This window comes from Micromonospora sp. NPDC002389 (genome assembly GCF_040296095.1).
Taxonomy (GTDB): domain Bacteria; phylum Actinomycetota; class Actinomycetes; order Mycobacteriales; family Micromonosporaceae; genus Micromonospora.
In genome coordinates, this window is the sequence record NZ_JBEOWP010000031.1 from 1 (window position 1) to 19,296 (window position 19,296).

The window sequence follows — 19,296 nt, forward strand, 5'->3', positions numbered from 1 at the left end:
CTACATCAGCCTCACCCGAGCATCATGATCAGCAACTCATGACACATCTATCGGGACTTCCCCTTGACACATGTACCGGGACAGGACAGTTAGCACGAAACGGAAACTGTCCAAGATCTTGAGCGATCGACAGCGAGGCACCGCCTGCCCGAGACACCAGGCGCTGCTTGCCAGGAGGCCGAGCGCCGGAGGTCCGAGCGCCGGAAGCCCGAGCCGCCGAGGTCCGAGCCGCCGGAAGCCCGAGCCAACGGGGGTCCGACCCTCACCAGCCGCCGGGTCCGAGCCCCCGAGGTCCGAGCTGCGGGGATCCGACCCTCACCAGCCGCCGACGACCGACTCCGAGAGGGCACCCAACCCCTTCCAGCCGCCTTTGCTCTGCTTCAACCAGCGCACTGCTGCCGAGCGAAAACCGTTGCGGTGGTTGAAGCAGGGCGAAGGCGACCGAGAGATGACCCCGGCAAGCCGGGCAACGCCGATCGCGAACTGGCGCGCGCGGAGATCAGCGGGACCCGACGAACTGGCGCGGGAACGCCGGAACGCCCGAACGCCGAAGGCCCGACGAACTGGCGCGGGAGCAGCGAGTCTCGACCAACTGACGAGCTGACGAGCCGGGCCCGCAGGAGGACGCCGCCGGGCGGCGGCGATGCGGATTCCGTTGCACTACGTCGGATAAGCTCGCTAAATCCGTTGCTTTGAGGCGCAAGTTCAACCGATTGCACTTGCCTCGCGGCGGTGGGCTGTGGGATAACCGTGAGCAGAGCGGCCGGTGAAACCCTGACCGGCCCGAGACCCGATGGGGCTGACATGGCGAACGCCACCGACCACCTCTGGATGCATTTCACCCGGATGGCGAGCTACTCCGCCGGTGAGGTACCGACCATCGTGCGCGGCGAGGGCGCGTACGTCTGGGACTCGGAGGGTCGCCGCTACCTGGACGGCCTGGCCGGGCTCTTCGTGGTCAACGCGGGCCACGGTCGCACCGAGCTGGCCGAGGCCGCCGCCAAGCAGGCCGGGGAGCTGGCGTACTTCCCGCTCTGGTCGTACGCCCACCCGACCGCTGTGGAGCTGGCCGAGCGGATCTCGGAGTTGGCGCCGGGCGACCTGAACCGGGTCTTCTTCACCACGGGTGGCTCGGAGGCGGTCGAGGCGGCCTGGAAGCTGTCCCGGGCGTACTTCAAGCGGGTCGGCAAGCCCACCAAGCACAAGGTGGTCAGCCGGTACATCGCCTATCACGGCACCTCCATGGGCGCTCTGTCGATCACCGGGCTGCCGGGCATCAAGACGGACTTCGAGCCGCTGGTGCCGGGCGGGATCAAGGTGCCGAACACCAACTTCTACCGGGCTCCGGAGCACGGCGACGATCCGGTGGCGTTCGGTCGCTGGGCCGCCGACGAGATCGGGCGGGCCATCGAGCGGGAGGGGCCGGACACCGTCGCGGCGGTCTTCCTGGAGCCGGTGCAGAACTCGGGCGGCTGTTTCCCGCCGCCGCCCGGGTACTTCGAGCGGGTCCGCGAGATCTGCGACGCGTACGACGTGTTGCTGGTCAGCGACGAGGTGATCTGCTCGTGGGGCCGGCTCGGCGAGTACTTCGGCGCGACCCGCTACGGCTACCAGCCGGACATCATCACCACCGCCAAGGGCATCACCTCGGGGTACGCCCCACTCGGCGCGATGATCGCCAGCGACCGGCTGATGGAGCCGTTCCTCACCGAGACCGGCATGTTCGCCCACGGGGTGACCTTCGGCGGACACCCGGTCTCCTGCGCGGTGGCCCTGGCCAACCTGGAGGTCTTCGCCCGGGAGGACCTCGTCGGGCACGTACGCGCCAACGAGGCGGCCTTCCGGTCGACCCTGGAGAAGCTGCACGACCTGCCGATCGTCGGCGACGTCCGGGGCGACGGCTACTTCTACGGCATCGAGTTGGTCAAGGACAAGAACACCCGGGAGACCTTCGACGAGGCCGAGTCCGAGCGACTGCTGCGCGGCTTCCTGTCCAGCGCGTTGTTCTCCGCCGGGCTCTACTGCCGGGCCGACGACCGGGGCGACCCGGTGGTGCAGCTCGCCCCGCCGCTGATCGCCGGGCAGCAGCAGTTCGACGAGATCGAGCAGATCCTGCGGGGCGTACTCACCGAGGCCTGGACCAAACTCTAGGAGGCGGTGGTGGCCTACCGGGACCTGTCGTACTGGCTGTCCACCGTGGACGAGCCGTTGACCCCGCGTCCGCCGTTGGCCGGTGACACCGTCGCCGACGTGGTCATCGTGGGCGCGGGGTACACCGGGCTGTGGACGGCGTACTACCTCGCCGAGGCCGAGCCGGCCCTGCGGATCGTGGTCCTGGAACGCCAGGTGGCCGGCTTCGGCGCCTCCGGGCGTAACGGCGGCTGGTGCTCCGCGTTGCTGCCGACCTCGCTCACCGGGCTGGCCCGGCGGCACGGCCGGGACGCCGCGATCGCCATGCAGCACGCCATGCACGACACGGTCCGCGAGGTCGGCCGGGTGGTCGCCGCCGAGGGCATCGACTGCCATTGGTCGTACGGTGGCACGGTGGTGTTGGCCCGCAGCGCACCGCAGGTGCAGCGGGCCAAGGCTGCGGTGGCGGAGGCGCGGGAGTTCGGCTTCGGTCCGGAGGACCTGGACCTGCTCGGCCCGGCCGAGGCCGTGGCCCGGTGCGGTGCCAGCGGGGTACGCGCCGCCACCTACACGCCGCACTGCGCGGCCGTGCACCCGGCGCGACTGGTCCGCGGCCTGGCCCGCGCCGTGGAGCGCAGGGGCGTGACGATCCACGAACGCACCCCGGTCACCGAGATCCGGCCCCGCGCGGCGGTCACCCCGGCCGGCACCGTACGCGCCCCGGTGGTGATCCGGGCGATCGAGGGTTACACGCCGGGGCTGACCGGGCACCGGCGGGCCCTCGCTCCGGTCTACTCACTGATGATCGCCACCGAGCCGCTGCCCGACGAGACGTGGGCCGAGATCGGGCTGGCCGAGCGGGAGACGTTCTCCGACCACCGGCACGTCATCATCTACGGCCAACGCACCGCCGACGGCCGGCTCGCCTTCGGCGGGCGGGGTGCCCCGTACCACTTCGGCTCGCGGGTCCGCGCCGACTACGACCGGGAGCCACGGGTCTTCGCCGCACTCCGGCGTACGCTCGGCGACCTCTTCCCGGCGCTCGGCCCGGAGGTGCCGGTCACGCACACCTGGGGCGGCCCGCTCGGGGTGGCCCGGGACTGGTCGGCCTCGGTCGGCTACCACCGTGCCGACGGGCTGGGCTGGGCCGGCGGGTACGTCGGCGACGGGGTGGGCACCAGCAACCTGGCCGGTCGCACGCTGGCCGACCTGATCCGGAACGAACCGACCGAGCTGACCCGCCTGCCCTGGGTCAACCACCGCTCGCCCCGCTGGGAGCCGGAGCCCCTACGTTGGCTCGCGGTCAACGCCGGCCTCCGCCTGATGCTCTCCGCCGACGAACGCGAGTCCCGTACCGGCCGTGCATCCCGCCGCGCCGCCACCTTCTCCCGCCTCCTAGGCCACTGACTCCCTCCCCCGCCCCGCCCCGCCCGGCCGCGTTGATCAAGAAGTTTGGTCGGCCCAGGCGCCAGGAATCGACGCAAACTTCTTGATCAACGCGGCCGGGCGCGGGCGCGCGGCGAGCGCGTGGGGGTGGGGTGGGGTGGGGTGGGGGGTTAGTGCGTGGGGGGGATTACGCGGAGGTGGCCTCGGCGGGACGAGGTGGTGGGGGGTGAGGCCTGCTGGGCCTGGTCGTCCTGTGGCGGACGGGGGGCCGGGCGGGCTGCTTCGCGGACCGCCTCGGCGAGCGCGACCAGGTCGTCGGTGGTGGGCGGCGGGGGCTCGAACTCGCCCTCGTGCCGGACCACCTCCCAGCCACGCGGGGCGGTCAGGCTGCGGGCGTGCGGCTCACACAGGTCGTACGTGTGCGGTTCGGCGAAGGCGGCGAGCGGACCCACCACGGCCGTCGACTCGTTGTAGACATAGGTCAGCGTGGCGACCGCTTGCCGGGGGCAGCCGTTACGGGAGCAGCGCCGTGGTGACCTCACGGGCGCAGGGTATCCCCATTACCGGGTCCGGCGCACCGGTTCGCGTTACGACACGCCCGTCTTGGTGATCACATTTCGGCTCGGGGCACGGCGCGCCAGGTACCGGCGCTGCTGCGGGCAGGGGCGCGATGGCGGCTACCCTTTGGCTCATGACGAGTCCGGAGAACCGCCGCCCCGGCCCCGGCCGGCGGGCGCACCGCGACCGGCACGGGCGCGGTCTGCGCGGGCGGCTGGTGCCGGCCACCGTGCCGTTGGCGCGTACGAAGGCGGAGATCTTCGACGATCTGGTGCTGGACACCGTCGAGACGCTGGAGCGTCGCTTCGCCAAGGAACTCGCCGGGGTGGAGTTCGCTGTCGAGGACGTCCCGCCGGACCTCAACGTCTATGACACCGACGTGCTGGAGGACGGCGAGGTGCCGTTGGCCCGGCTGCTGCCGGGTCGGCCGGGACGCCAGGAGGTACCACCCCGCATCGTGTTGTACCGGCGTCCGCTGGAGTTCCGGGCCATGGACCGCGAGGATCTCGCCGACCTGGTGCACGACGTGATCATCGAGCAGGTGGCGAACCTGCTCGGCGTCGACCCGGACGAGTTGGCCTGACCCGATCGCCGTGACCCCCCACGGCGCGTCGTCATCCCCGGGGCGGGACGTCCCCCGACCGTCCCTTCCCGACGACTCAGGCTGCTCGCCGCTTGAGCTTGCGCCGCTCACGCTCGGAGAGCCCACCCCAGATCCCGAACCGCTCGTCGTGGCCGAGAGCGTATTCGAGGCATTCGGTCTTGACCTCGCACCGCGAGCAGATGCGCTTCGCTTCGCGGGTCGAGCCGCCCTTCTCGGGAAAGAACGCCTCCGGGTCGGTCTGCGAGCAGAGCGCTCGCTCCTGCCACTCCGGCGCGTTTCCGAGCAGGTCGGCCGCCTCGAGCTGGCCGTCCATCAATTGCCTCCTTGTCGCGCACCGGCGCCATCGCCGCTGCAACCCCCCACGCGAAAGGCGTGCTTGTCCGTCCGGTCCCGTTTGCTGCGGTTCGTGCGAACAACCCCATTCAAATTACACGCGTGTAATGCGTGCGGCGTCAAGCCAAACTTGATAATGGAGTCGCCCTCCCGACACGCACCCGGTCTCGCCCTGCCCTATCGATTCAGACCCCGGCCGAGTAACGCCCTCTCCGGCGAGTTGCCCGAGTTTTCTCCCGTGGCGCGCGACCCGAGACAGGGGTGATCTCGCCCCGCGCCGGCCTTCGGAAGGCCACCCGTCAAGATCGTTTGATCTTGACCCGCAAGGTTAGCCCGACTTCGCCGAGACCGCCCATCGACCGGGCAGACGACGACCGCGCCCCGTCCACATCGTGGACGGGGCGCGGTCGCGCGGAAGCCTGAGTCGTCAGTCAGAGGACCCGGAAGGGCTGGTGGGCCAGGTGAATTCGGTGACCACTCCACCGGCCACCCGGACCGCCCCGGCCGGCGTATCGTCGTCCCACCAGACGGTATAGGTACCTGCCGGTAGGTCCGGGTAGACCGCACTGTGGAAGATGCCGTCCAGGACCTGCCGCTCGCGTACGGCGGAGTGGGTCCGCGGCTCGCCGTCGTGGTCCGGCCGGCTGACCTCGATCTCCCGGCCGAGCAGGTGGCGTCCGGTGTGCACGATCAGGGCGCCGGTGTCCCCGCCCAGGTCAAGCACAACAGTGCCGGTCCCCGTCGGACCGTATGTGTGCACATGCCCACTCATGCCGACACTCCGCTTCGCTCCGCGCCGGCACGAGACCCGACTGCACCGATGACTCGCTCGCTGCGCTCACTCATGCCGACACTCCGCTCCGCTCCGCGCCGGCACGAGACCCGACTGCACCGATGATTCGCTCGCTGCGCTCACTCATGCCGACACTCCGCTCCGCTCCGGCACGAGACCCGACTGCACCGATGACTCGCTCGCTCATGACGACACTCCCGGGTTGTTGAAGCCGTCGTACGGCGTACCGAGGAAGGGGAAGTTGCGCAGGAAGGGCGCGGTCACGTCGGCGGCGCTCAACCCCGGGGCCACCGCGGCGGCCGCCTCGTCCGGCTGGAACTTCCGGTCCACCAGCGGCACCGTCAGGCCCGCGATGGCGCGCAGGGCGATCGTCACCACGTCGTCGGTGACCCGCCGACCGTTGGGGAAGCCGGCCAGGTCACCGGCGAGTACGCCGTTGCGGTTCGGGCGGCGGGCCGGCGGGATCGCGGTGTTCAGCCGGAGCATGTCGGCCTGTACCTCGCCGGTGGCGTTGGTGAAGCCGTCGATCAGCCCCTCCGGGACACCGGTGAGCAGGATGGCGACCAGGTCCGCCCGCGCCTTCTCGGACTTGTTCAGCTTGTCCAGGTTCGGGAAGACGTCCGGGTAGAGCACCGGCAGCAGGGCCGCCAACTCGGGTCGCTCGACGAACTGGGCGAACCGCTTGTCCTCCGACGGCGGCAGGGTGTTCCACAGGTCCTTCTGTGCCATCGGCACGATGACCTCGTTGAACAGTGGGTTACCCAGCCTGGACACCTGGGTGAACGGCCCGGTGCTCGTGTCGGCCGCCACCTTGTCGCCGAGCACCCGCACCTGGCGGCGCGACGCCGAGGTCCAGACCCCGATCACCGAGGCGGGCTCCTGCCAGTGGTACCGGTTCGCCTTGCGGCGCACCCGATCCAGCGGCACCTGGATGGCCAGGCTGTGCACGTTGAGCCGGTCGGTGGCGTTCACCGGCTGGCCGGGCTCCTGGAAGATCTTCTTCCCGGCCACGTGCAACTGCTGGAACGGGCGCAGCGTGCCGAGGTCGAAGATCGCCCCGAGGTCGACGAAGAACCCGTCGGCGCGCTGTCCGGCGAAGACCTTCTCCCCGGTGGAGAGCGAGAAGGTGGCCTGGCGGACCAGATCGCCGTACTTCGGGGTGGAGAGCGGGCCGACGTTGCACGGCGGGCAGGGGAGCTTGCGCGCCAGCCGCTGTTCCCGCCCACCGGCGATCCGGGTCAGGCTGTAGAACTGCCGCCGGTTCCAGTTCTCGCTGTCCAGCGAATCGATCGGCCCGGTGTTGTAGAGAAAACTGTTCGCGTTCGTGATTTCGGTGGTGAATTCGAAACGGTAGGTGACGTCCGGCTGACCGTCACCGTTGTTGTCGATGTGGATCTCGTAGCGCACGTCGTCGCCGAACTCGAAGAAGTTCGGCCCCCCGGAGGGCAGTTGCAACGGCACGTAGTTGGCGATCAGCGTCACCGTGTCCGGACGGTCCGGCGTGACGAAGGCGTACAGGTCCGACGAATCGGCGACCGGATCCTTGGCGATCTCCGGCGCCTCGCGGTGTGAAGACATGACGAACCCACCTCACTGGGCGAAAGTGTGCATTGGATGGACGGCCGGGCGCCGAGAGCCCGCGCCGGACCGGAGTACGCGACCGCCCGTACGGCGGCGGCGGGTGACCGCTGCGCGCCGGTGACGGGCGCGGCGGTCGGGGACGCCCGGCGTGGCGGGCGGAGGTCGGGTGGGCAGGATCAGCGGCGTGTGGCGGCCTTGCGCAGCCGGTCCGCCAGACCGCGGTCGCGCACCTCGATGCGGGACTGGCCGACGAAGACGTCCATGGTGCCGGAGCGGGCGTCACGCAGGTGCACCACGATCGTCTCGTCCGCGCCGGCCGCAGTCCCCTTGTCGTCGTCTCCGGCGGCCGAGAGCCCCGGCACCGCCAGGGCGGCCGCGCCGAGCGTGGCGCTGGCCGCGGCCGTCAACGTCTGCCGGCGGGTCAGTCGCGGCCACTGCCGCGTCCGCCTTCTCTCAGTGATCATGGCCAACCTTTCCGGCGGCGCGCACGCGCCCGCAAGGACGGACGGGGGTCGCCGCACGGACCGCGCAGGCCCCCGAATCTCAGGTGCCGGCGGCGGTCCTCGCCGATCCCGCCGCCGGCATCGACAGGTACGGCCGGGGACGCGCGAAGGTTCGACGCTAGGCGCTGACGTGACCGTACGCAGTCGTACGCCTACGCACTGGCCGCCCGGCCGCCGTCGCGATCGCCCGCAACTGCTCCTCGGTCCGCGCCGAACCGTTGCCGGAGCCGGCCATCCGCGAGATGGTCTCCTCCATCAACGTGCCGCCCAGGTCGTTGCAGCCGCTGCGGAGCATCTCCACCGTGCCCTCGTCACCCAGCTTCACCCAGGAGCACTGGATGTTGTCGATCCGCCCGTGCAGCAGCACCCGGGCCATCGCGTGCACCACCCGGTTCTCCCGCCAGGTCGGCCCCGGCCGGGCGATACCGGCCAGATAGATCGGGGCGTTGGTGTGCACGAAGGGCAGCGCCACGAACTCGGTGAACCCGCCGGTGCGGTCCTGCACACCGGCCAGCACCCGGAAGTGCGCCAACCACTGCCCGGGATGGTCCACGTGGCCGTACATCATCGTGGAGCTGGACCGGATGCCCAGCTCATGGGCGGTGCTGACCACCTCGACCCAGGCGGCGGTGGGCAGTTTGCCCTTGGTGAGCACCCAGCGCACCTCGTCGTCGAGGATCTCCGCCGCCGTTCCCGGGATGGTGTCCAGCCCGGCCTCGCGCAACCCGGTCAGCCACTCCTTCACCGGCACCCCGGCCTTCGCGGCGGCGGTGGCGATCTCCATCGGGGAGAAGGCGTGCACGTGCATCCGGGGCACCCGCGCCTTGATCGCCCGGACCAGGTCGGCATAGATGGTGACCGGCAGCTTCGGATCGATGCCGCCCTGGATGCAGACCTCCCCGGCACCGGCGTCCCACGCCTGGAGCGCCCGGTCGGCGACCTGCTCCACCGACAGCCGGTACGCGTCGGCGTCCCGCTCCCGCTGCGCGAAGGCACAGAACCGGCAGCCCACGTAGCAGACGTTGCTGAAGTTGATGTTGCGGTTGACGACGTACGTGACGTCGTCGCCGACCGCGTCCCGGCGCAGGTCGTCGGCGCGGCGGCAGAGTTCGTCCAGGGCCGGGCCGTCCGCGCCGAACAGCGCCATCGCGGCGTCGGCGTGCCGGGGTTCGAGCAGCGCCGCCGGGTTGTCGGCGACCAGCCGCAGCCCGGCCCGCAGGTCGGCGTCACCGGCACCGGCGGCGACCGACCGACCGGACGGGCCGGCCTCCGACGGCGGTACGGCGACCTTGGCCGCCACCTCCGACCAGTCCCCGTAGACGTGGTCGAAGTCGCCCCGCCGGTCCTCGGTCCGTCCCGTGCGGTCGATGTCGACGTGCAGGTCGGTCCGACCGCCGAAGGTCTCGTCCGGCTCCTGCCAGGGGCGGCCGACCGGCCGGGCCGACTCCACGGCGAGCCCGGTCGAAGGCTCGGCCAACGCGGTGACGTGCGGCAGCAGGCGCGGATCCAGCCACGGCTCACCGGCCCGGACGTACTCCGGGTAGACGGTCAGCCGCTCGCGCAGCTCGAATCCGGCTGCAGCGGTGCGCTCCGCCAACTCGTCGAGCTGCGGCCACGGGCGTTCCGGGTTGACGTGGTCCGGGGTCACCGGGGAGACACCGCCCCAGTCGTCGATGCCGGCCCGCAGCAGCAGGTCGTACTCACCGGCGATGAGGTTCGGCGGCGCCTGGATGCGGGCCTTCGGGCCGAGCAACAGCCGGGCCACCGCGACGGTGGCCGCCAGGTCGTGCAGTTCCGCGTCCGGCATCCCGCGCATCGCGGTGTCCGGCTTGGCGCGGAAGTTCTGCACGATCACCTCCTGGAGGTGGCCGTACTCCCGGTGCGCCCGGCGGATGGCGAAGATCGCGTCCACCCGTTCGGCGGGCGTCTCGCCGATGCCGATCAGGATGCCGGTGGTGAACGGAACGCCGACCCGGCCGGCGTCGTCGAGCACCCGCAACCGCACCGCCGGTTCCTTGTCGGGCGAGCCGTAGTGCGGGCCGCCCGGCTCCGACCAGAGGCGCGTCGCGGTGGTCTCCAGCATCATCCCCATGCTGGGCGCGACCGGCTTGAGCCGTTGCAGCTCCGACCAGGAGAGCACGCCCGGGTTCAGGTGCGGCAGCAGGCCGGTCTCCTCCAGCACCGCGACCGCGCAGGCCCGCAGATAGTCCAGGGTGGACTCGTAGCCCCGCTCGTCCAACCACTGCCGGGCCGCCGGCCAGCGCTCCTCCGGCCGGTCGCCGAGAGTGAACAGCGCCTCCTTGCAGCCCTGGGCCGCACCGGCGCGGGCGATGGCGAGCACCTCATCGCGGTCGAGGAACGCCGCCGGCAGCCGGTGCGGCACCGTGGCGAAGGTGCAGTAGTGGCAACGGTCCCGGCAGAGCCGGGTCAGCGGCACGAAGACCTTCTTCGAGTACGTGACCACGCCCGGCCGCCCGGCGTCCCGCAGGCCGGCGTCGCGGATCGCCCCGGCGACGTCGAGCAGTTCGGTGAGGGCGGTGCCGCGGGCGCTCAGCAGTGCGGACGCCTCGTCGACGTCGAGCGCCCGGCCGGCGGCGGCCCGGCGCAGGGCCCGCCGGACGGCCGCCTCCGCAGGCCCAGGCTCGCTGCGATCAACCATCCGCCCAGCCTAGGCGCTGTCGCCGGCCGCACACCCCCCACGTGGGCAACCGCACCCGGCCGCCCGGCTGGTCGAACGCCTCTCAGGCGGGCTTGTCGCCCGGGTCGATCCGCTGGGTGCGGTCGCCCTCGCCCGGCGGCGGCACCGCCTGGCCCGGCTCGGTGCCCTGACGCGGGATGGTCTGGGTCGGGTCGGCCGACGGGGGCTGCCCGAACGGTGGCGCCGCCGGAGAGGTCGGTGCCGGCGGCTGCGGCGGCACGACCGGCTGGCCGTGCGGCGGCCAGGTGTGCGGGGCGGACGGCGGCCCGCCGGGTGCCTGGCCCGCCACCGGCCAGCCCGGCTGGTCCCCGCCCGGCTGACCGCCGGGGTATCCGCTCGGCTGCTCGCCCGGGTAACCGCTCGGCTGGCCGGGGTAACCGGCGGGCTGACCCGCGCCCGGGTAACCGCTCGGCTGGCCGGGGTAACCGCCGGGCTGGTCGCCACCGGCCCAACCGCCACCCGGGCCGGGCTGCTGCTGCCACCCACCCGGGTAGCCGCCGGGCTGTCCCGGGTTGCCCTGCGGGGCCCAGCCCTGCTGCGGGGTGCCGTACAGGCCGGGCTCCTGCTTGGGCTTGGGCACGTGGTAGAGCCGCCGCCAGACGGTCCAGACCACGTACGCCGCCGCGCCGAACAACGCCACCCAGGCCGCCCGGGTGATGACACCGGTCAGGGCGTCGAAGATCTGCGCCTCGGCCAGCCGGCCGACCGTCCAGATCAGCAGCGTCAGGCCGCCGAGTACGACGCTGACCGCGTACTCGATCAGGGCCACCTGCGTGATCAGCTTCGCCTTGCCGACCACCGGGGCCAGGTGGGTGGCGAGCAGCACCGCCAGCAGTGGCAGGACGATCGCCTCCAGCCCGACGAAGCCGTAGAACGCGCTGCCCGCCCGGCCGGTCACCGTGCTGTAGGCGCCCTGCGGGGTGATCAACCGGATCAGCGTGACGAAGAGGAAGACGGCGTTCGCGCCCAGGAGCACGATCGCGACGAGTTCCCGAAGCGGCCCGGTCGCCTGACGGGCCGGGGTCGGTTCGGTGGGCGGATGCTCCACGGGGCTGGTCACGAACTCTCCCTGGGGGCGAAAGCGGACAGGTGCCGACGTGAGCCTAGTCTCCCCGGGCGACTGGCCGTCGGAGGCGTCACGTAGGCGAGGATGGGCTGATGCGTGTCGTGGTTCTGACCGGCGGAATCGGGGGTGCCCGGTTCCTGCTCGGGGTGCGTGCGTACGCCCGTGAGGTGGGCGCCGAGGTGACCGCCGTGGTCAACGTCGGCGACGATCTGCGCCTGCACGGGCTCCGGGTCTGCCCGGACCTGGACAGCGTCATGTACACCCTCGGCGGCGGGGCCGACCCCGAGCGCGGTTGGGGTCGTACCGGTGAGAGCTGGACGGTCAAGACCGAGCTGGCCGCGTACGGCGCCGAGCCGAGCTGGTTCGGGCTGGGCGACAAGGACCTGGCCACCCATCTGGTACGCACCACCATGCTCGACGCCGGTTATCCGCTGCACCAGGTGACCGACGCGTTGGCGACCCGCTGGCAGCCCGGCGTGCGCCTGCTGCCGGCGACCGACGACCGCCTGGAGACGCACGTGGTGGTGACCCCGCCCGACGAGGCCGGCGACGGCGCCGACGGGCAGCGGGCGATCCACTTCCAGGAGTGGTGGATCCGGTACCGCGCCCAGGTGCCGACGCACCGGTTCGTCTTCGTCGGCGCGGAGGCCGCGAAGCCGGCACCCGGCGTGACGGAGGCGATCGCCGGTGCCGACGTGGTGCTGGTGGCACCGAGCAACCCGGTGGTCAGCATCGCGCCGATCCTCGCCGTACCGGGCGTGCGGGCGGCGTTGACCGGCGGTCCGGCACCGGTGGTCGGGGTGTCGCCGATCATCGGTGGCGCGCCGGTACGCGGCATGGCGGACCGGTGCCTCTCCGTGGTCGGCGTACCGTGCACCGCCGCCGGGGTCGGCGGGCTGTACGGCAGCCGGGCCACCGGTGGCCTGCTCGACGGATGGCTGGTCGCCGAGGAGGATGCGGGCACCCAGGTGCCGGACGTGACCGTACGCGCGGTGCCGCTGCGGATGACCGACGAGGCGGCGACGGCGGCGATGGTCCGCGCCGCGGTGGAGTTGACGTGAGACTGGAGATCCTGCCGGTGCCGGGCATCGGCCACGTGACCGAGGGTGACGACCTGGCGGCGCTGATCGGCGGCGCGGCACCCTGGCTGCGCGACGGCGACGTGCTGGTGGTGACCAGCAAGATCGTCTCGAAGGCGGAGGGGCGGCTGGTGGACGTACCGGCCGACGGCCCGGAGCGGCAGGCCGCCCGGGACGAGGTGCTGGCCTCGGAGACGGTCCGGGTGGTGGCGTCGCGCGGCCCGACCCGGATCGTGCAGACCCGGCACGGCTTCGTGATGGCGGCCGCCGGCATCGACGCCTCGAACGTCGACAAGACCCGGCTGGTGCTGCTCCCGGAGGACCCGGACGCCTCGGCCCGGGCACTCCGCGCCGGCCTGCGGGCCCGCAACGGCGTGAACGTCGCCGTGATCATCAGCGACACCATGGGTCGGCCGTGGCGCAACGGGCTCACCGACGTGGCCCTCGGCGTGGCCGGGATGGACGCGATCCGGGACCACCGGGGCGAGGTCGACCCGTACGGCAACGAGCTGGTGCTGACCCAGATGGCCGTGGTCGACGAGCTGGCCGGCGCGGGCGAACTGATCAAGGGCAAGTGCGACCAGATGCCGGTCGCGGTGGTCCGGGGCTATCTGACCGCCGGGCAGGACGACGACGGCGACGGTGCGCGGGTCCTGGTGCGGGACGCGTCGATGGACCTGTTCTCGCTCGGCACCGCCGAGGCCCGGGCGGCCGGGCTGACCGAGGCCGCACACCTGCCGGACCGCCCCGGCGAGGTACGCCCCGACCCGGCGGTGGTCGCCGCGGCGATCGCCTCGGTCATCGACGTCGTGGCGCCCGGCACGGTGTTCACCCAGGTCGTCGACGACGACGTACGCGCCGGACTGGTCACCACCGTGCCCGGCTGGCCGGACCGCGCCACCGGCCTGGTCCTGTGCTCCCCGCCCACCCCGGTCGGCACGGTCCAACTGGTCCGTTTCGGCACCGACGTGCAGCGCCTGCGGACCGCCCTCGCGGCCCACCACGTCCCCTCCCAACTCCTCCCCCCGCCGCCGGCCACCACCGCCGCCGCTTCCCTGGCCCTCTGACGGCCCACCGCCGGTCCTGCGGGCAGGGGACGGCTGCCCCCGCCGGTCGAGGGCCCGACGCCGGGCCCGTCGGTCAGGGGTTGAGCAGGGCGCGCCCCAGCGGGGTGGGGGTGTGCAGGACGGTGTTGCGGTCACGGTGGCTCACCAACAAGCCGGCGTTGCGCAGCACGGTGGTGTGCTGGCTGGCCGCCGCCGCCGAGATCCGCAACCGGCGGGCCAGCTCGCCGGTGCTGCACCCACCGTCGGTGGCCGCGAGCACCGCGGCCCGGGTTCGGCCGAGCAGCGCGGCCAACGCCTTGTGCCCGGTGCCGGTTCCGTCGGCCTCGTCGGCGATCAGCCCGCCCAGCCGGTCCACCGGATAGACCAGCACCGGCGGCAACTCCGGGTCGACCAGCGCCACCGGTGTCTTGGCGCAGAAGTACGACGGCACCAGCAGCAGCCCCCGCCCCAGCAGGTGCAGTTCGCGGCTGTTCGGATAGTCGGGGATGTGCAGCACACCGGACTCCCAGCGCACACCCGGCCGCAGGGAGGTCAGCAGACCCTCGATGCCGCCGTCCAGCATGGCCCGCGCCCGCCGGCTCCGGTCGGCGTCCACCGCCGCCTGCACCCGCTCCCAGTAGGGACCGAGGGCCAGGTCGCGGTACCGGCTCATGGCGTCGGTCAGGTCGTCCAGCGCCCGCGGCTCACCCCGGGCCAGGGCATCGGCCCCGGTGGGCAGGCTCCGACCGCTGGCCAGCCGGCTCAGGTCGCGGTGCAGCAGCGTCGCAGGGGTACGCCGCAGCGCCTCCATCCCGGCCTCGAACCCGCCGACACTCTCGTACGGGGTGAGGAAGTCCGGAAAGTAGCCACGCGGCGGGTTCAACGCCAGCAGCAACCGCAGCCCGTCGGCGTCATCCTGCCGGCGCAGGCCGCGCATGACCTCACGTCGCCACCCGGCGAGCAGTGGGTCCCGGCTGCGTCCGGGCAGCAGGTGCAGGCTCAGCACCACTTCCCAGATCGGGTCCGCAGCCGGAGCGACTCTGGTCCGGAGGATGTCCTCGCCGGAGAAATGGATCTTCAGCATGGAACGACTCCCCGTCACCCGACTGAGGGACGCCCGGCGACGCTTGGCACTTTACCTGGGACACATCGCCTTGGTCTGTTAAGCGTGGGCTAAAAGACCTCGACTCCCGGCACCCGGGTCCGCCATGCTCTGCGTGCCGCAGGGACAGCACGCACCGCGTGACGCCCCACTGCGGAGTCCGGGGGCCGGGTAAGGCGCGGCCGGGCGGCACCACACGAGGGTCTGCGGCTCAACGCTTCCGCAGGGGTGCCACCCGGTCGTCCGCCGTCCCGCCCCGCAACTCCCCTCCCACCCGCCCGTACGCTGTGCGGGACGGAAGGAGGGGCCGTGTCGACGCCTCATGCAACCGACGAGCACCCGCAGGCCCCGGCGGACGGCTGGCCCGCACTGCACACCGACGCGTCAGCGCTCCTCACCGGATGGACGCCGACCAGCCCGGACGCCGCGACCGCCCGGGACCGCACCCTCGACCTGCTGACCGCCGGACCGGTCGCGATGAGCCGCGAACACCGGGCCGGACACGTCACCGCCAGCGCCCTGCTCTTCGACGCGACCGGCTCCCGGGTACTGCTCTGCCTGCACCGCAAGTTCCACCGCTGGGTGCAGCTCGGCGGGCACTGCGAGTCGGGTGACCGGACGCTGGCCGGGGCCGCGCTCCGCGAGGCGACCGAGGAGTCGGGCATCACCGGCCTGCGGGTGGACCCGGTGCCGATCGACGTGGACGTGCACGAGGTCGGCTGCCAGGGCGGGTCCCTGCACCACGACGTACGCTTCGCCGTCTTCGCCCCGCCCGGCGCGGTGGAGACGGTCAGCGCGGAGTCCGAGGCGCTCGGCTGGTTCCCGCCGGACCAGCTACCGCAACCGCTGGCCGGCGGGACCGCCCGGCTCATCCCGCCCGGGCTGGCCGCGTTCAGACGAGCTTGTCCTCACCTCGTGCCTTGAGCTCGTCCACGATCGCCTTGACGTCCTGGGCGCGTCCGCGCGGGCAGACCAGCAGCGCGTCCGGCGTGTCGACCACGATCAGGTCATGCACGCCGACACCGGCCACCATGCGCCCGGACTGCGGCACCACCACACAGCCGCTGCTGTCGCGCAACAGCACCTCGGACTTGACGTCGCCGCCGAGCACCACGTTGCCGTCGTCGTCGGTCGGCAACACCTCGCCGAGGGTGTGGAAGTCACCCACGTCGTTCCAGCGAAAGTCGCCCGGCACCGTGGCGACTCGGCCGGCGCTCGCCGCGCCCTCCATCACCGCGTAGTCGACCGAGATCTTCGGCAGCGTCGGCCAGACCGCACCGAGCACGTCGTCCTGCTCGGGCGTGCCCCACACCGCCGCGATCGCGGTCACCCCGGTGTGCAGGGCGGGCTGCTGGCGGGCCAGTTCGGCGAGGAACGCCGACACCCGCCAGACGAACATGCCGGCGTTCCACAGGTACCGGCCGGATCGGACGTACGCCTCGGCCACCTCGGCGTTCGGCTTCTCCTTGAACTCGACGACCGGACGCATCGGACCGTCGCCCACCGGGTCACCGGTCTGGAGGTACCCGTAGCCGGTCTCCGCCCGGGTCGGGGTGATGCCAACGGTCATCAGCAGACCCTGATCCGCCCCACGGACCGCCGCCCGGACCGTCTCCACCCACCGTTCCGGCTGACCGATGAGGTGGTCCGCCGCGAACGATCCCATCACCGCGTCCGGGTCCCGGACCGCGATCACCGCCGCGGCGAGCGCGATGGCAGCGCAGGAGTCGCGCGGCGACGGCTCGATGAGGATGTTCTCCTCGGGGACACCGGTCAACTGGCGGGCCACCGCCGCCGCGTGCGCGGCCCCGGTGACCACCATGGTCCGCTCCGGAGTGGTCAGCGGCGCCGCCCGCTCCACCGTCGCCTGGAGCAACGAGGCCGGGGTGCCGGTGAACGGGTGGAGGAACTTGGGGTGGCCGGAGCGGGACAGCGGCCACAGCCTTGTGCCGCTGCCACCCGCCGGAATGACGACATAGATCACCAGGACATCATGCCCGAACCGCCCGCCCCGGGTGCCGGGTTGCCACCGTCAGGCCCGCACCCGTGACCAGGCGGCGATGTGCACCTCGGCGCTCGACTCCCAGGTGAACTCCTTGGCCCGGTCGAAACCGGCCTTGGCCAGCGACAACCGGCGCGGCTCGTCGTCGAGCAGCGCGGCCAGGTCGGTGGCGATCTGGTCCGGGTCCTCACTGGTGTACGCCACCGCGTCGCCGCCCACCTCGGGCAGCGACAGGCGGGGCGTGGTGAGCACCGGCGCGGCGCACGCCATCGCCTCCAGCACCGGCAGACCGAAACCCTCCCCGTAGGACGGATAGGCGGCCACCAGGGCACCACCGAGGAAGCCGGGAAGGTCGGCGTAGCGCAGATAACCGGGGCGCAACAGCCGCAGGTGCGACGGCACCTCGGTGGCGGCCCGGTCGATGTCGTCGTCGTGCCCCTGACCACCGGCGATCACCAGCGCGGGCGGGTCCTCCCGGTCGGCGACTGCCCGCGCCCAACCACGGATCAGGTTCGGCACGTTCTTGCGCGGTTCCTTCGCGCCGTGGAAGGCCACGTAGCTGCTGCCGCCCAGGCCCAGCCGGGCGCGTACCCGGGCCTTCTCCTCGTCGCCGGGGGCGTGGAAGGCGTCGTGGTCGACACCGTGGTAGGCCACGTCGATCCGGGTCGGGTCCGCGTCCAGCAGCCGGATCAGCTCGTCCCGGGTGGCCTTGCTCGGCACGATCACCCGGTTGGCACGGCGCAGCGAGGTCTTGATCGCGCTGCGGAAGAACGTCCGGCGGGACTTGTCATAGTGCTCCGGCTCGGTGAAGAAGGTGGCGTCGTGCAGGGTCACCGTGACCGGGCAGCCGGCCCGCAACGGACAGGTGTAGAAGGGCGAGTGCAGCACCTCGGCACCGACCTGCTGCGCCAGCAGGGGCAGGCCGGTCTGCTCCCAGGCGAGCCGGGCGGGACGGTGCGCGACGGCGGCGGGAGCGGGGACGATCTCGGCTCCGGGCAGCATCCGGCGATAGCGGTCCAGGTCGGTGCGGAGACTGACCACGACCAGTTCCACCGCCGACCCGCACACCTTGCCGAGGGCGCCGAGCAGGCCGTCGACGTATCTACCGACGCCCCCGCGGTCGGCGGGGACACTCGTGGCGTCGATGAGCACGCGGGGCGGGCGACCGGCGGTCACGGGGCGACTCCTTGTGGTGGCGGGACTGTGGGGAACAACACTTCGGACAAGCCTACGCCGGTGCCGAGTACGGACGCTGACTCCGACCCGACGGTTCGCCGACTTGTGACTGTCATCGAGTACGGGCGGCGGCGGCGTATCGTTCGCGCCGATGGCCGACAACATTGCCCGCGTCCTGCCCGACGCAATCGCGACCGACCCGACCCGCCCGCTGCTCACCTGGTACGACGACGCGACCGGCGAGCGCACCGAACTCTCCGGCGCCACGCTGACGAACTGGGTGGCCAAGACCGCCAACCTGCTCGTCGACGACCTGTCGCTCGGCCCCGGTGACACCGCAGCGGTGCTGCTGCCACCACACTGGCAGACCGCCGCCGTGCTGCTCGGCTGCTGGTCGGCCGGCCTGACCGTGGCGGACCGCCCGGGTGCCGTGGACGTCCTGTTCACCACCGCAGACCGGGCCGCCGAGGCGGAAGCCTGGTCGGCCGCCGACCGGTACGCGCTCGCCCTGCACCCGTTCGCGCTGCCGCTGCGGGAGGTGCCGTCCGGCTTCGCCGACTTCGTCACCGAGGTACGCGCACACGGCGACCACTTCGGCGCGTACCCGCCCGGCGGGCCGGACCACGTCACGCTGCGTGAGCGGGCGACCGCCCGCGCGACCGAGCTGGGTATCTCCCCGGGCGAGCGGGTCCTGATCGACGTGGACGCCCTGCCCGACCCGGTCGACTGGCTGCTAGCCCCGCTCACCGCGCGCGCGTCGACCGTCCTCTGCGCCCACCCCGACCACGCCCGCCTACCCACCCGAGCCACCACCGAGAAGGCCACCCGCACCCTCCCCTGAGGCCCTTCCCCGACTTCCTTCCCCGCCACCCCGCCGTCGCGCCGCACGCCGCACCGCACTGTGTGCTGCCCGCTCGATCCAGGATCGAGTGGCATCCCGGTGGCTGCGAGACCACTCGATCCTGGATCGAGCGTGATCACGAACTGGACAGAGGAGCCCGCCCCCGGTCAGCGACGACGGAGAGGCGGGACGGAGACATCCCTCCGTCGATCATGGAGTTGTGGCTGGCGTTTCGCCCGATATACACCTTTCACCCTCACCACAAGTCCATGATCGACGGGGCAGGCCGCGCACGGCGGGCACGGAAGCTCGTTGATCAAGGGGTTTGCGTCAAAATCCCGCTCGAACCCGACGAAAACCTCTTGATCAACGGGGCGAGAGCGGGGGGTGGGGGGTGG

17 protein-coding genes are annotated in these 19,296 nt (G+C 72.2%); 7 read left to right on the forward strand and 10 right to left on the reverse strand.

From position 1 onward, the window contains the following. The first annotated feature begins 804 nt into the window (after positions 1–804). Both ABT008_RS29980 and ABT008_RS29985 read left to right on the forward strand, forming a co-directional pair. A complete protein-coding gene (locus ABT008_RS29980) occupies positions 805–2,151 on the forward strand; it encodes an aspartate aminotransferase family protein (protein ID WP_350700607.1) in 1,347 nt (448 codons plus the stop codon). Between the two features lie 6 nt (positions 2,152–2,157). Then, the gene (locus tag ABT008_RS29985; RefSeq protein WP_350700609.1) at positions 2,158–3,537 is read left to right on the forward strand and encodes an NAD(P)/FAD-dependent oxidoreductase; all 1,380 of its coding nucleotides are present in this window, start codon (positions 2,158–2,160) and stop codon (positions 3,535–3,537) included. Between the two features lie 149 nt (positions 3,538–3,686). On the opposite strand, the gene ABT008_RS29990 is transcribed toward ABT008_RS29985, so the two are convergent. Then, on the reverse strand, positions 3,687–4,058 hold the full coding sequence (locus ABT008_RS29990) for a DUF3499 domain-containing protein (RefSeq protein WP_350700612.1): 372 nt from the start codon (positions 4,056–4,058) through the stop codon (positions 3,687–3,689). Positions 4,059–4,207: 149 nt separating this feature from the next. Between ABT008_RS29990 and ABT008_RS29995 the strand changes: the two genes are divergently transcribed. After that, positions 4,208–4,657, forward strand: coding sequence for a metallopeptidase family protein (locus tag ABT008_RS29995; protein ID WP_117229420.1), 450 nt, complete (start codon positions 4,208–4,210; stop codon positions 4,655–4,657). Between the two features lie 76 nt (positions 4,658–4,733). Here the strand turns inward: ABT008_RS29995 and ABT008_RS30000 are convergent, their stop codons facing one another. The 6 genes from ABT008_RS30000 to ABT008_RS30025 all read right to left on the reverse strand — a co-directional run bounded on the left by ABT008_RS30000 (position 4,734) and on the right by ABT008_RS30025 (position 11,646). Then, the gene (locus ABT008_RS30000) at positions 4,734–4,991 is read right to left on the reverse strand and encodes a WhiB family transcriptional regulator (RefSeq protein ID WP_013731688.1); all 258 of its coding nucleotides are present in this window, start codon (positions 4,989–4,991) and stop codon (positions 4,734–4,736) included. A gap of 447 nt (positions 4,992–5,438) precedes the next feature. Beyond that, a complete protein-coding gene (locus ABT008_RS30005) occupies positions 5,439–5,735 on the reverse strand; it encodes a phospholipase (protein WP_502890526.1) in 297 nt (98 codons plus the stop codon). 252 nt (positions 5,736–5,987) lie between these two features. Beyond that, complete coding sequence (locus ABT008_RS30010) at positions 5,988–7,382, reverse strand: DUF4331 domain-containing protein (RefSeq protein WP_350700616.1); 1,395 nt, start codon at positions 7,380–7,382, stop codon at positions 5,988–5,990. A 179-nt stretch (positions 7,383–7,561) separates the two neighbouring features. Continuing rightward, on the reverse strand, positions 7,562–7,849 hold the full coding sequence (locus tag ABT008_RS30015) for a hypothetical protein (RefSeq protein WP_350700618.1): 288 nt from the start codon (positions 7,847–7,849) through the stop codon (positions 7,562–7,564). Positions 7,850–8,006: 157 nt separating this feature from the next. Next, positions 8,007–10,547, reverse strand: coding sequence for a bifunctional FO biosynthesis protein CofGH (locus ABT008_RS30020; RefSeq protein WP_350700620.1), 2,541 nt, complete (start codon positions 10,545–10,547; stop codon positions 8,007–8,009). Between the two features lie 82 nt (positions 10,548–10,629). Beyond that, positions 10,630–11,646 (reverse strand): hypothetical protein, encoded by a 1,017-nt coding sequence (locus tag ABT008_RS30025; RefSeq protein ID WP_350700622.1) that lies wholly within the window; start codon positions 11,644–11,646, stop codon positions 10,630–10,632. Positions 11,647–11,744: 98 nt separating this feature from the next. Here ABT008_RS30025 and cofD point away from each other — a divergent pair, with 98 nt between their 5' ends. Beyond that, positions 11,745–12,713, forward strand: coding sequence for a 2-phospho-L-lactate transferase (gene cofD, locus ABT008_RS30030; RefSeq protein WP_350700623.1), 969 nt, complete (start codon positions 11,745–11,747; stop codon positions 12,711–12,713). Then, entirely contained in the window at positions 12,710–13,798 is a 1,089-nt protein-coding gene (locus ABT008_RS30035) for a coenzyme F420-0:L-glutamate ligase (protein ID WP_350700625.1), read from the forward strand. The genes cofD and ABT008_RS30035 overlap by 4 nt, the downstream gene beginning before the upstream one ends. 73 nt (positions 13,799–13,871) lie before the next feature. Here ABT008_RS30035 and ABT008_RS30040 read toward each other — a convergent pair whose 3' ends face one another. Beyond that, positions 13,872–14,861 (reverse strand): ArsR/SmtB family transcription factor, encoded by a 990-nt coding sequence (locus tag ABT008_RS30040; protein WP_350700626.1) that lies wholly within the window; start codon positions 14,859–14,861, stop codon positions 13,872–13,874. 327 nt (positions 14,862–15,188) lie between these two features. On the opposite strand from ABT008_RS30040, the gene ABT008_RS30045 reads away from it, so the two are divergent. Then, positions 15,189–15,803: an NUDIX hydrolase gene (locus ABT008_RS30045; RefSeq protein WP_350700628.1), complete on the forward strand. Its 615-nt coding sequence runs from the start codon at positions 15,189–15,191 to the stop codon at positions 15,801–15,803. Here ABT008_RS30045 and ABT008_RS30050 read toward each other — a convergent pair. Both ABT008_RS30050 and ABT008_RS30055 read right to left on the reverse strand, forming a co-directional pair. Then, entirely contained in the window at positions 15,772–16,863 is a 1,092-nt protein-coding gene (locus ABT008_RS30050; RefSeq protein WP_350700630.1) for a mannose-1-phosphate guanylyltransferase, read from the reverse strand. The two genes, ABT008_RS30045 and ABT008_RS30050, sit on opposite strands and share 32 nt — an antisense overlap. 48 nt (positions 16,864–16,911) lie before the next feature. After that, complete coding sequence (locus tag ABT008_RS30055) at positions 16,912–18,057, reverse strand: glycosyltransferase family 4 protein (protein WP_350700632.1); 1,146 nt, start codon at positions 18,055–18,057, stop codon at positions 16,912–16,914. Positions 18,058–18,208: 151 nt separating this feature from the next. Between ABT008_RS30055 and ABT008_RS30060 the strand changes: the two genes are divergently transcribed. Continuing rightward, entirely contained in the window at positions 18,209–18,898 is a 690-nt protein-coding gene (locus ABT008_RS30060; RefSeq protein WP_350700634.1) for a TIGR03089 family protein, read from the forward strand. Positions 18,899–19,296: the final 398 nt, after the last annotated feature.

Coding starts and splice junctions, on each gene's coding strand:
- ABT008_RS29980 (WP_350700607.1), top strand. CDS start 805: ATGGCGAACGCCACCGACCACCTCTGGATGCATTTCACCCGGATGGCG.
- ABT008_RS29995 (WP_117229420.1), top strand. CDS start 4,208: ATGACGAGTCCGGAGAACCGCCGCCCCGGCCCCGGCCGGCGGGCGCAC.
- ABT008_RS30000 (WP_013731688.1), bottom strand. CDS start 4,991: ATGGACGGCCAGCTCGAGGCGGCCGACCTGCTCGGAAACGCGCCGGAG.
- ABT008_RS30010 (WP_350700616.1), bottom strand. CDS start 7,382: ATGTCTTCACACCGCGAGGCGCCGGAGATCGCCAAGGATCCGGTCGCC.
- ABT008_RS30015 (WP_350700618.1), bottom strand. CDS start 7,849: ATGATCACTGAGAGAAGGCGGACGCGGCAGTGGCCGCGACTGACCCGC.
- ABT008_RS30020 (WP_350700620.1), bottom strand. CDS start 10,547: ATGGTTGATCGCAGCGAGCCTGGGCCTGCGGAGGCGGCCGTCCGGCGG.
- cofD (WP_350700623.1), top strand. CDS start 11,745: ATGCGTGTCGTGGTTCTGACCGGCGGAATCGGGGGTGCCCGGTTCCTG.
- ABT008_RS30040 (WP_350700626.1), bottom strand. CDS start 14,861: ATGCTGAAGATCCATTTCTCCGGCGAGGACATCCTCCGGACCAGAGTC.
- ABT008_RS30060 (WP_350700634.1), top strand. CDS start 18,209: ATGGCCGACAACATTGCCCGCGTCCTGCCCGACGCAATCGCGACCGAC.